This is a genomic window from Bradyrhizobium sp. CCBAU 11430 (assembly GCF_028128855.1).
Classification (GTDB): domain Bacteria; phylum Pseudomonadota; class Alphaproteobacteria; order Rhizobiales; family Xanthobacteraceae; genus Bradyrhizobium; species Bradyrhizobium ottawaense.
Window position 1 is genome coordinate 139,052 of sequence record NZ_LBJV01000062.1, and the last position, 12,201, is coordinate 151,252.

General features: G+C 64.2%; 11 protein-coding genes. 10 read left to right on the forward strand and 1 reads right to left on the reverse strand.

Annotated elements, in window-relative coordinates:
• Position 1: 1 nt before the first annotated feature.
• From XI04_RS22165 to XI04_RS22205, 9 genes are all read left to right on the forward strand, one after another.
• Complete coding sequence (locus XI04_RS22165; protein ID WP_370157321.1) at positions 2–2,155, forward strand: TonB-dependent receptor family protein; 2,154 nt, start codon at positions 2–4, stop codon at positions 2,153–2,155.
• A 26-nt stretch (positions 2,156–2,181) separates the two neighbouring features.
• Positions 2,182–3,393, forward strand: a complete 1,212-nt coding sequence (locus XI04_RS22170; RefSeq protein WP_271608983.1) for a sialidase family protein — start codon at positions 2,182–2,184, stop codon at positions 3,391–3,393.
• Positions 3,390–3,887 carry a TlpA disulfide reductase family protein gene (locus XI04_RS22175; RefSeq protein WP_152102888.1) on the forward strand — a complete coding sequence of 166 codons (498 nt, stop codon included), beginning with the start codon at positions 3,390–3,392 and terminating at the stop codon, positions 3,885–3,887. The genes XI04_RS22170 and XI04_RS22175 overlap by 4 nt, the downstream gene beginning before the upstream one ends.
• Positions 3,888–3,915: 28 nt before the next feature.
• The gene (locus XI04_RS22180; protein ID WP_152102889.1) at positions 3,916–4,452 is read left to right on the forward strand and encodes a copper chaperone PCu(A)C; all 537 of its coding nucleotides are present in this window, start codon (positions 3,916–3,918) and stop codon (positions 4,450–4,452) included.
• A gap of 29 nt (positions 4,453–4,481) precedes the next feature.
• Positions 4,482–5,024, forward strand: coding sequence for a YcnI family copper-binding membrane protein (locus XI04_RS22185; RefSeq protein WP_271608982.1), 543 nt, complete (start codon positions 4,482–4,484; stop codon positions 5,022–5,024).
• Entirely contained in the window at positions 5,024–6,586 is a 1,563-nt protein-coding gene (locus XI04_RS22190) for a copper resistance CopC/CopD family protein (RefSeq protein ID WP_271608981.1), read from the forward strand. Before XI04_RS22185 ends, XI04_RS22190 begins: the two co-directional genes overlap by 1 nt.
• Before the next feature lie 144 nt (positions 6,587–6,730).
• Positions 6,731–8,050, forward strand: a complete 1,320-nt coding sequence (gene proS, locus XI04_RS22195; RefSeq protein WP_271608980.1) for a proline--tRNA ligase — start codon at positions 6,731–6,733, stop codon at positions 8,048–8,050.
• Positions 8,051–8,138: 88 nt separating this feature from the next.
• The gene (locus XI04_RS22200; RefSeq protein ID WP_018320183.1) at positions 8,139–9,419 is read left to right on the forward strand and encodes a lipoprotein-releasing ABC transporter permease subunit; all 1,281 of its coding nucleotides are present in this window, start codon (positions 8,139–8,141) and stop codon (positions 9,417–9,419) included.
• A gap of 7 nt (positions 9,420–9,426) precedes the next feature.
• On the forward strand, positions 9,427–10,131 hold the full coding sequence (locus XI04_RS22205) for an ABC transporter ATP-binding protein (protein WP_018320184.1): 705 nt from the start codon (positions 9,427–9,429) through the stop codon (positions 10,129–10,131).
• A gap of 94 nt (positions 10,132–10,225) precedes the next feature.
• Here the strand turns inward: XI04_RS22205 and XI04_RS22210 are convergent, their stop codons facing one another.
• Positions 10,226–11,305: a zinc-binding dehydrogenase gene (locus tag XI04_RS22210; protein WP_152102890.1), complete on the reverse strand. Its 1,080-nt coding sequence runs from the start codon at positions 11,303–11,305 to the stop codon at positions 10,226–10,228.
• A gap of 110 nt (positions 11,306–11,415) precedes the next feature.
• On the opposite strand from XI04_RS22210, the gene XI04_RS22215 reads away from it, so the two are divergent.
• A complete protein-coding gene (locus tag XI04_RS22215) occupies positions 11,416–12,195 on the forward strand; it encodes a helix-turn-helix transcriptional regulator (RefSeq protein WP_038948707.1) in 780 nt (259 codons plus the stop codon).
• Positions 12,196–12,201 lie beyond the last annotated feature (6 nt).

Below are 12,201 nucleotides of genomic sequence, written 5' to 3' on the forward strand. Positions count from 1 at the left end.
GATGTCCGCCGGCGCAGTGCGAGCCGGTCTCAATCAGGCGCCGGCCGGCCAGACCGCGACGACCATCGATCGCAGCCAGTTCGACAACCGGCCCTCGTTTTCGGTCAGCGACGTCTTGCGGGACAGTCCGGGCATTTCGATCAAGCAGGGCAACGGTCCCCGGGACTTCGGCATCTCGATTCGCGGGTCCAACGCCCGGAACGGTTTCGGCATCCGCAATCTCGTGATCTTCGACGACGGTTTCCCCGTCACGCAGCCGGACGGCCTGTCGCGCAGCGACCTGATCGATCCCCACGCCTATGGCGCGATCGACGTGATCCGCGCCCCCTCGTCGGCGCTCTATGGCAATTACGCGACCGGCGGCGCGCTCAATTTTCGCACACGGCCGGGCGGCACGATCGACGGTGTCGAATACGGCGTCGACGGCGGCAGCTATGGCTACCTCAACAACTACCTGGCGGCCGGCAAGAAGGTCGGGAATTTCGAGGGCTCGCTGTTCGCGAGCGACACGCGAGGCGACGGCTATATCGGCAATAGCTGGTTCAACACGCAGACCGTCAACTTCCTCGGCACGCTCAAGGCGACGCCGGACGACCGTTTCACGGTCAAGTTCATCAACAACGATCTCAGCGCGCGGCTGCCGCTTCGCTCCACGCTGAACCAATACTATCAAAATCCCTTCCAGCAGGGTTGTGCGACCGGTGCCACGGCCGCGCCCGGATGCGGTACGGTCAGGCTGTTCAACAATGGCTTCAACGCGACCGCCGGAACCGATACGGAGACGGCCGTGCAGGCCGGGCTCGGCCGCAACGACCGCCGCACCATCGTCGGGGGCCGGTGGGAGCACGATTTCGACAACAACACGACGTGGCGCAACCAGTTCGTGTTCGACGACCGGAACATCAGTCAGCCAACTGGCTCAACCAGCTCGATCGGCGACTTCCCGTCGTACAACTACATGAGTGATCTCACCAAGCGCGGAGAGATTCTCGGCCTGGAGTCCACCGCGTTCTTCGGCGCCTTCTACAATACCCTGACGGCGTCGAGCGACACGCGAAACGTGATGCCGGGAGGCAACGCGACACTCGGCAGGTTGTCGAGCAATCTCTACAGCGAGACGACCAATTATGGTGTTCGTGCCAGGGAAGAGCTCAAGCTTACGTCGTCGCTAACGGCTGTTGCGGGTATCGGTTGGGAGACGACCTTGCTCAAGGGCACCAATACGGCCTATTCGTACGCTGGTCCAACCGGCATCACCACGACAACGCCGACGACCGCGGACCGGCAGTTTCAAAACACTGCACCAGAGTTGGCGCTGCTCTACAATCTCAATAATGAATGGCTGTTCCGGGCACGCGTTGCCACGGGGTATGGCACACCGCAGGTCTCGAATCTCTTTGTCGCTCAGACGGGACTGTCGGGCAACAATACCCAGCTCCAAGCCCAGAAGAATCTTGGCTACGATCTCGGTTTCGATTGGACGCCGAACAGCGCGCTCAAGCTCAGCGCGACTGGCTTTTACGAGTTCTTCCGTAACGAGATCGTCAACCAGGCGACGCCGGTCGCGGGCGTAAGCTATTCGTTCAACGCGCCGCGGTCGGAGCACCGCGGCATCGAGCTTGCAGCCGATTGGAAGTTCTATCCGGGCTGGCGGTTCATGGCGGCCTATACCTATCTCGACGAGGTCTACACCGAATATGTCGAGAACATCACCAATGGCGCCGTGTTCAGCTTCAACCGTGCCGGCAACAAAATTCCCGGTATCTCGCCCAACGAGCTGACGGCTCGAATTGGCTACGACGAGTTCGCCGGGCCGCTGGCAGGCCTCGGGGGCTTCGTCGAGGTCCAGTGGAAGGACTCTTTCTACATGGACAACGCGAATCTGCTGAAGGCGCCGGGCTATGAGCTGGTCAATGTAAACGTCCATTACAAGACCGACTTGGTGTCCGACACCTTCAAGTCACTCAATCTGTTTCTTGAGGTCAGGAACGTGTTCGATCGCACCTATGTTGCGTCGGCAAACAACATCGCAAACACTGTGACGGCGGCCGGCCTGCAAATTCCAGGGAGCACGCTCGCAAGCACGGCGCCCGGATCGATCTATGCGGGCTCGCCACGCCTGTTCGTTGCAGGTATGAAGGTGGCCTTCAAATGATCCGGGCTCTCGAAGGGAATAGGGCCATGATCCGAACTGGCTTGCTCGCGATAGCCGCTCTCGCCTGCCTGCAAGGTGCGGCGCTGGGGCAGATGCACGGCAAGCACGCGTCCGAAGCCGCGTGCGAGGAGCCGACGCTGCGCTGTGCGACCAAGGCGACGCCTGCCTTCGGTCCGGACGGCACGCTGTGGCTGGTCTGGATGGCGGGAGGGCAGGTCTCGGTCGCAAGTTCGCAGGATGCGGGCCGAAGTTTCTCGACGCCCACGCAGGTCACGACGACGCGGCTGAACCTCGATTGGGGGCCGGATGCGCGGCCGAAGATCGTGGTCGACCGCAAGGGGGGCATTGCGCTCGCGTTCTCGACCTTCAGGGACGAGGCCTTCAACGGTCAGGTGCTCACCACGCGCTCGGCCGACGGCGGCAGGAGCTTTGCCGAGCTGAAGCCGATCACCACCAGCAACGAGAGCGAACGTTTCGAGGCGCTGGCGCTCGATCAGGATGGAACAGTATTTGCGGCGTGGCTGGACAAGCGCAATCGCATTTTTGCGAAGGAAGCGGGACAGAAGTACGAGGGAGCCGGGCTGTTCTTCACTTCGTCCAGCGACGGCGGCACCACCTACGCAGAAGCGAAGCTGGCGCGCGAGGGCACCTGCGAATGCTGCCGGTTGGGGCTGGCATTCGCTGCGTCCGGGCGGCCGGTCGTGATCTTCAGGAACATTTTTGAGGGCGGCGTGCGCGACCACGCGGTGATGACCTTCGCGGACGTCGCGACACCGGGTGAAATCCGTCGGGTCAGTAACGACGACTGGCAGATCAACGCCTGCCCACACCATGGCCCGAGCCTCACCGTTGCCCCGAACGGAACCTATCACGTCGCCTGGTACACCAACGGGAAGGCGCGGAAGGGATTGTTCTACGCCCACTCGCGCGACGAAGGCCGCACGTTCACTTCGCCGATGGTGTTGGGGCGGCCGGATCGTAATCCGACGCGCCCCTTCGTGCTCGCGGGCGCGGCGGGAACGGTGATGGTCTGGAAGGAGTTCGACGGTGAAAAGACCTCGGTCCAGATGACGGTCTCCCGCGACGATGGCGAGACGTGGTCGGCGCCGAAGGCGATATCGAGCACGACCGACACGTCCGATCACCCTTTGCTGGTCTCCAGCGGCAAGCAGACCTACCTGTCGTGGATGACGAAGGCGGACGGCTATCGGCTCACGGCAATCGAGGACCAACCATGAGATTTCGATTTGCAGGCATTGCCAGCCTTGTTGTTCTGATCGCATCGGCGGCTGCGCTCGGCGCATCTCCGGCTCTGAAGCCATTCGAACGCGGCACGTGGCAAGGCGTCCTGAGGGGGCACGCCGGCCGCCCCGTGCTCGTGCATTTCTGGGGTGTGACCTGCGGGCCTTGTAAGGTCGAGCTGCCGCTGCTCGGGCGGTTTGCAAAGGAGCATCCGGAGATCGACGTCGTCACGGTCAGCGCCGATCTCGTGCCGAACCTGCCGGCCGCCACGCAATCGATGCTCGACAAGGCGGGTCTGGCGTCGACCGAAAATTTCATCTTCAACGACGGCTTTGTCGAGCGCTTGCGGTTCGAGATCGATCCGGCCTGGCAGGGCGACATCCCCAGGACCATGCTCATCTCCCCGGAAGGGACCGTCACGACGATCGAAGGCTCGGCCGAAATTGCCGATCTCGAAAAGTGGTCGGCGCAACAACGCTCCAAACACTGAAGTTAAAGACTGCAAAGGGAATACCGACATGAAGACAATCTCGAAAAACGTGCTGCTCGCCGCGTTCGCTCTCGCGATCTCCGCAGCCCCGGCGGTCGCCGACGACGTCAAGGCCGGCGATCTCGTCGTCTCGCAGGCCTGGAGCCGTGCGACGCCGGGCGGTGCCAAGGTCGCCGGCGGCTATCTGACCATCGAGAACAAGGGCACTGCGGCCGACAGACTGGTCAGCGTGTCCGCCGATATCGCGGGCAAGGCCGAGATCCACGAGATGGCGATGGACAGCGGCGTGATGAAGATGCGCCCGCTCGACAAGGGGCTGGCGATCGATGCCGGCAAGACGGTGAAGCTCGCGCCCGGCGGCAACCACTTGATGCTCCAGGAGCTGAAGGGCGCGTTCAAGCAGGGCGACAAGGTGCCGGTGACGCTGCAATTCGAGAAGGCCGGCAAGGTCGCCGTGTCCCTCGACGTCCAGGGCGTCGGCGCGCAGGCGCCTGGCGATGCCGGGCATTCAGGTCATATGGACATGAAGAAAATGCCGGATCACTCGGGAATGAAGATGAAATGAAACGGATCTGGACTCTCGGGAGGCCGAACATGTCGAAGCAATCCTGCCTGATCCTGATTGCCGCGCTCGCCGCCTCGCCGGCGGCGGCGCACGTGTCGATCGAGACCAAGCAAGCCACGGTCGGTACGTCCTACAAGGCCGTCTTCACCGTGCCGCATGGCTGCGCGGGCTCGCCGACGGTGAAGATCCGGGTGCAGATTCCGGAAGGGGTGATCGCAGTGAAGCCGATGCCGAAGGCCGGCTGGACCATCGATGTCGTCGAGGGCAAATATGCCGGGGAGTACGACTATCACGGCAACAAGCTGTCCTCCGGCGTCAAGGAGGTGGCGTGGTCCGGCGGCAAGCTACCGGACAAGAACTATGACGAGTTCGTCCTCAGCACGTTCCTGACCGATAGCCTGAAGCCGAACACGGTTCTGTACTTCCCCGTCGTTCAGGAATGCGAGGCCGGCGTCAGCCGCTGGATCGAAATTCCGGCGGCGGGGGCAGGGCATTCACATGAGGGCAAGTCCGAGGGCAAGTCCGAGGGCAAGTCGCCGGCGCCGGGCGTGAAACTGTTGCCAAAATCCTGATGCGCCTCTTCGCCGCGCTTGCGACGCTGCTCCTCGTTGCCGGCTTCGCAAGCGGTGCGTCGGCGCATGCGGCGCTGGTCTCGGTCGAGCCGGCGAGCGGCAGCATGCTCAAGGCCGCGCCCAAGGCGGTGGAACTGCGCTTTAACGAGGCGGTGACGCCGGGCGCGATCCGGCTGATCGATGGCGCGGGCAGGGCACGAAATGATGCGCGCGTCAGCGCATCGGGCGAGACGATTTCGGTCGCGATGCCGGCGGATCTGCCTGAGGGGACCGCGGTCGTCAGCTATCGCGTGATCTCGCAGGACGGCCATCCTGTCACCGGATCGGTGATCTTCTCGATTGGCATGCCGACCGCGACGAAGCCTGCCGCCGCTGATTATAGCGGGTTGAACGCGCTGATCTGGCTGGCGCGCGTCGGCCTGTACGTTGGGCTGTTCATTGGCGTCGGCGGCGTGTTCTTCGCGCGCTGGGTTGCGTGGTCGATGACCGGCATGGCCGTGCCGCGCATGGCGCTCGCCATCGGCATCCCAAGCGCGGTGGCGTCCGTCGGCGCGTTGGGCCTCGATCTCCTCGGGCTGCCACTGGCAGCCCTTGCGACCGCCGCTCCCTGGAAAGTCGCGCTCGCGACCAGTGCCGGCCCTGCGCTGCTGGTTGCTCTGCTTGCGATGCTACTCGCGTTGATGGCGCTGCGCAGTGCGTGGTACGCGCGTGCTCTTGCGATCATGGCGTTGGTCGGCGTCGGTCTGTCGCTCGCCATGACCGGGCACGCCGCAACGGCACCGCCGGAGGCGTTGACCCGGCCTGCAATCTTTCTCCACGGCCTCGGTGTCACCATTTGGATCGGTGCTCTCGCGCCGCTCGTGGCGCTGGTGTCGAAGCCGACGATTGCGACGCTCGCGATTGTGAACCGCTTTTCCCGCATTGCTGCGCTCGCGGTCGGCATGTTGGCCTTGACCGGCCTCGCACTCGCGATCGTGCAGCTCGAAAAGCCTGAAGCGCTGGTCGGGACCCGCTACGGGCTAATCCTCTCGGTCAAGCTAGTTCTGGTCACGGGATTGCTGGCGCTGGCCGCGCTCAATCGGTTCCGGCTGACTCCGGCTCTGGCCCGGAACGAGACAGGGACGCCCGCGCTCAAGCGCTCCATCGTGCTGGAAGGTACGATTGCTCTTGCCATCCTGGCCGTGGTCGCCGGCTGGCGCTTCACGCCGCCGCCGCGGACGATCGTGCCGGAGACACCTTTGGCGATCCACATCCATAGCGACAAGGCGATGTTCCAGGTCTTGGTCTCGCCAGGCAAGGCGGGGGCCAATGATGTCGTGCTCCAGCTCATGACCGGCGAGGGGACGCCGCTGGCGGCCAAGGAGGCGACGTTGACCCTGAGCCTGCCCGAGCGCGGCATAGAGCCGATGGAGCGAAGGGCCTCGCTCGGGCCCGACGGCTATTGGCATGTGCGCAAGGTCGAACTGCCGTTTGCCGGCCGCTGGCACGTGCGGATCGACGCGCTGGTGACCGACTTCGAGCAGATCACGCTCGAGGATGAACTCGACGTCACGCCGTCGTGAGACGCAGCTTGGGCCGAACCTGAAGTCCGACGGAAAAATGACAGGAATTCCGTTGCGTTAGCGGCTTTTCCTCATTCCCGGTCTTGTGTTTTCGCTCTCAATCCGGTTTCACTGCAACCCATCACTGATTCCCAGAGTATTACCATGCGGTTGTCGCGGTTCTTTCTGCCCATCCTGAAGGAAAATCCGAAAGAGGCTGAGATCGTCTCGCATCGGCTGATGCTGCGCGCCGGCATGATCCGGCAGGAGGCCGCCGGTATCTATGCCTGGCTGCCGCTTGGCTTCCGCGTGTTGAAGAAGATCGAGCAGATCGTGCGCGAGGAGCAGGACCGGTCGGGCGCGCTGGAGCTGTTGATGCCGACGCTCCAGCTTGCCGACCTCTGGCGCGAGAGCGGCCGCTATGACGCCTATGGTCCGGAGATGCTCCGCATCGCCGACCGCCACAAGCGCGAGCTGCTGTACGGGCCGACCAACGAGGAAATGATCACCGAGATCTTCCGCGCCTATGTGAAGTCCTACAAGAACCTCCCGCTGAATCTCTATCATATTCAATGGAAATTCCGCGACGAGCAACGTCCGCGTTTCGGCGTGATGCGCGGCCGCGAGTTCCTGATGAAGGACGCCTATTCGTTCGACCTCAACGAAGCGGCCGCGCGCGTCGCCTACAACAAGATGTTCGTGGCGTATTTGCGCACCTTTGCGCGGATGGGGCTGAAGGCGATCCCGATGCGCGCGGAGACTGGCCCGATCGGCGGCGACCTCAGCCACGAGTTCATCGTGCTGGCCGAAACCGGGGAATCCGGCGTTTTCATCAATCGCGACGTGCTCGACCTGCCGGTGCCGGGCGAGGACGTCGACTACGACAGCGACCTGACGCCGATCATCAAGCAATGGACCTCGGTCTACGCCGCCACGGAGGACGTCCACGACGCCGCGCGGTTCGAGCAGGAAGTGCCGGCGGACAAGCGGGTGAACACCCGCGGCATCGAGGTTGGGCAGATCTTCTATTTCGGCACCAAATATTCCGACGCGATGAAGGCCCTGGTGGCGGGCCCCGACGGCGTCGACGTGCCGATCCATGGCGGTTCCTATGGCGTCGGCGTCTCGCGCCTGCTCGGCGCGATCATCGAAGCCTGCCATGACGACGCCGGCATCAAATGGCCGGAGGCCGTCGCGCCGTTCCGCGTGTCGATCCTCAATCTCAAGCAGGGTGATGCGGCGGTCGATGCGGCCTGCGAGAAGCTTTATGCCGAGCTCACGGCCAAGGGCGTCGACGTGCTCTATGACGACACCGACCAGCGCGCCGGAGCCAAATTCGCCGCCGCCGACCTGATCGGTATCCCCTGGCAGATCATGATCGGGCCGAAGGGGCTCGCCGACGGCAAGGTCGAGATCAAGCGGCGCAGTGTCGGCTCCCGCGAGACTATGTCGCCAGCGGACGCGGTCGCAAGACTTGTGGGCTGATAAGCCTGGTCGGCTGAATATTGTTCATCGCGATATCGCGGCCGCCAATCCGGCCACAATTGACCCCGAATCATGGGATTATCGAGCGATGGATGAGACCATGACCGAGACCGTGCAAACCGCGCCTTTTGCGCCATTCGAGTGGATGCTGTCGGCGCGCTATTTGCGGGCGCGCCGCAAGGAGGGATTCATCTCGGTCATCGCCGGGTTCTCCTTCCTCGGCATCATGCTGGGTGTGGCGACGCTGATCATCGTCATGGCCGTGATGAACGGCTTCCGCAAAGAGCTGCTCGACAAGATCCTGGGGCTGAACGGGCACATCCTGGTGCAGCCGCTGGAATCGCCGCTGACCGACTGGAAAGACGTCGCCGACCGCCTCAGCCAGGTCAAAGGCATCCGGCTCGCCGCGCCCGTGGTGGACGGCCAGGCGCTGGCGTCCTCACCCTGGAACGCCTCGGGCGTGCTGGTGCGCGGCATCCGCTCCGACGACCTCAACAACCTCACCTCGATCGCCAAGAACATCAAGCAGGGCTCGCTCGAGGGCTTTGACGACGGGCAGGGTGTCGCGATCGGACGGCGCCTCGCCGACCAGCTGTCGCTGCATGCCGGCGACAGCATCACGCTGGTGGCGCCGAAGGGCGCGGTCACGCCGATGGGCACGACACCGCGCATCAAGCCGTACAAGATCGTCGCCGTGTTCGAGATCGGCATGTCCGAATACGATCTCGGCTTCGTGTTCATGCCGCTCGCGGAAGCGCAGGCCTATTTCAATCGCAGCAACGACGTCACCTCGATCGAGGTGTTCACCACCAATCCCGATCAGATCGTCGCCTTCCGCCAGGCCGTGACGGAGGCTGCGGGCAGGCCGGTGTTCCTGGTGGATTGGCGGCAGCGCAATTCGACCTTCTTCAACGCGCTCCAGGTCGAGCGCAACGTGATGTTCCTGATCCTGACCATGATCGTGCTGGTCGCGGCTCTGAACATCGTCTCAGGCCTGATCATGCTGGTGAAGGACAAGGGCAGCGACATCGCGATCCTGCGCACGATGGGCGCCTCGCAGGGCTCGATCATGCGCATCTTCCTGATCACGGGCGCCTCGATCGGCGTGGTCGGCACGCTGGTCGGCTTTGTCGTCGGCCTCGTGATCTGCCTCAACATCGAATCCATCCGGCAATTCCTGTCCTGGCTGACCAGCACCGAGCTGTTCTCGCCAGAACTCTATTTCCTTTCGAAACTGCCCGCCGAGATCGACGTCGGCGAGACCACGGCCGTCGTCATCATGGCGCTGACGCTGTCGTTCCTGGCGACGCTGTATCCGTCGTGGCGCGCCGCGCGCCTCGATCCTGTCGAAGCGCTGCGGTACGAGTGAGGGGTTGATGGAGCAGCAGCAGGGGGCGGAAGACGTACCGGTCATTTATCTCCACGAGATAAAGCGGCAGTACTTGCAGGGCGAGGTGCCGCTGACGATCCTGGACGGCGCCAAGCTCGCGCTGTGGGCCGGGCAGTCTGTCGCGCTGGTGGCGCCGTCGGGCTCGGGCAAATCGACGCTGCTGCACATCGCGGGGCTGTTGGAAGCACCCGATTCCGGCGAGGTCTATGTCTCGGGCGCGCCGACCTCGCAGCTGCCCGACATCGAGCGCACCCAGCTGCGCCGCACCGATATCGGCTTCGTCTACCAGTCGCACCGGCTATTGCCGGAGTTCTCGGCGCTGGAGAATGTGATGATGCCGCAGATGATCCGCGGCCTGAAGAAGTCCGAGAGCGTCAAGCGCGCCAAGGAGATCCTCGGCTATCTCGGTCTCGGCGACCGCATCACCCATCGCCCGGCCGAGCTGTCCGGCGGCGAGCAGCAGCGCGTCGCGATCGCGCGCGCGGTGGCCAACGCGCCGCGGGTGCTGTTCGCGGACGAGCCGACCGGCAACCTCGATCCGCACACGGCCGATCACGTGTTCCAGGCGCTGATGCAGCTGGTCAAGGCGACCAAGGTTTCGATGCTGATCGCGACCCACAACATGGAGCTCGCCGGCCGCATGGACCGGCGGGTGTCGCTGTCGAACGGCCAGGTGGTCGAGCTCGAGTAGAAAATCGCGAAAACAACCCCATGCACAGCAGCCAAGTGCTTGGGCCGACTGACGAAAAAATCGATGACGACGGGCACGCCGTCGTCTGAATTTTTCAAGGCCGGATCACCGTCATTTTGAACGGCCCGCCATTGGCGGCGGCGTGCGCCACCGCCTCGTTGGCATGGTCGAGGTCGAAGGCCGTCGTCTCGTATTCCTCCAGCCTGAGCAGACCCGCACGCACCAGCGCGATCAGACGGCTCGCGGCATCCGGCGGGTACATCCAGACGCCGTGGATGCTGATGCAGTTGCGCATGATCCAGGGGTAGGGCAGCTCGAGGCCCGCGCCGCCGGCCATGCCGACGCCGCCCATCAGTACGACGCGCCCATAGGGGCGCACCGTCATGATCGCTGCACGCACGACGTCGGTGCTCACGGAGGGCGGCATGATGTCGAACGCGCAATCGATCGGGCCGGGCGCTGCGCGCTTCATCGCCTCGCGGTCGTGATCTTCATTGCCAGTAAGCTTGACCGGTTGCACGCGGCTGCCGAAGCGTCGGACGAGGTCGGCGAGGATTTTCTCGTTGCGGCCGGGCGCGACCACGCTGGCTGCGCCCATCGCCAACGCAACCGAGACGGCGGCGCTGCCGAAATTGCCGGTAGCCCCGCTCACCAGCACGGTCTCGCCCGCTCTAAGGTTCGCAGCGAGGAAGCCGCCGTAAGGCACTAGCAGCGTGCCCAGCGCGCACCATTGCGTCGCGTCCTCGGGCGTGATCGCACCGAGCCGCTTCACGTTCTCGGTCGGCACCCTCATTTGTTCGGCAAAGGAGCCGTGGCGAAAATGCTGTTGCAGCCGCATGCCGCCGGGCCCGGCAGCGGTGAGCCCTTGCAGAGCGATATCGGGCGCAACGGTGTCGTCGCGCGAGCGCACCGTCGGGTCGCAGAACACCCAGTCGCCCACGCCGAGCTTGGTGGCATCCGGGCCGACCGCGCGCACCCGGCCGATGCCGCCGGGACCGGGGATAACAGGCAGATCGAGCGCGTAGTTGCGTGTCCCGTCAAAAACCTCGTTCATGTACGACAGGACGCGCGTGGCGACGATGTCGACAACGACTTCGCCGGTACCGAGGGTCGGCTTCGGAACGTCCTCGATCACCAGCGGCGATCCAAGGGATTTGAGTACGGCAGCTTTCATGGATGTTCACCTCAAAGTCGCGGTGAATCCCATATGCGCCGCCTTGGAGGGGCCAAGAAGGCCTGGTATTATCCTAGTATTCCAAAGACCCTCCATGTAGGAGCGACATCATGGCCGATCCGCGCCGCGTTGAATTCGGCGACTTCCTGAGGTCTCGCCGCGAAAAGCTGTCGCCGAAGACGGTTGGTCTTCCGGTCGGCCGGCGCCGGCGCACCGCGGGGCTACGCCGCGAGGAGGTCGCGCAGCTCGCCGGCATCGGCGTCGACTGGTACATCCGCCTCGAACAGGGCCGCACCGTCAGCCCGTCGGTGACCACCGTCGATGCGCTGGCCCGCGCACTCCGCCTCAGCAAGACCGAGCATGCGCATTTGAAGGCGCTGGCGCGCGACGGCGCCAGGGGGGCGTTCACGCGCGAGACCGTGCCGCCGCCCATTCGGCGGATGATCGAGAGCCTGCACCAGCCGGCCTATATCACGGGGCGCCGCTGGGATGTGCTGGCCTGGAACGCGGCGGCCGAGGAGGTCTTTGCCTTCGGTCAGTTGCCCGAGCAGGATCGCAACACGCTGCTGCTGGTGATGACCAACAAGCAGACGCGAAAATTCTACGGCGCGAGCTGGACCGACGTCGCCAGGAGCATGGTCGCGATGTTCCGCGCCAATCACGACGTCTGGGCCGGCGATCCCGCTTTCACGGAGTTGCTGACGCGGCTGCGCCAGGGCAGTCCGGAGTTCGTCAAATGGTGGGAAGCCCACGACATCCGCAACACCGCCTCAGGCCTCAAGACCATGAACCATCCGACCAGGGGCGTGCTCCGGTTCGAGCACACCAGCTTCCAGGCCAACGACGATCCCGCGCTGAAGCTCGTGATCTACACGCGGGTCGAGGGCTGAGGGAGG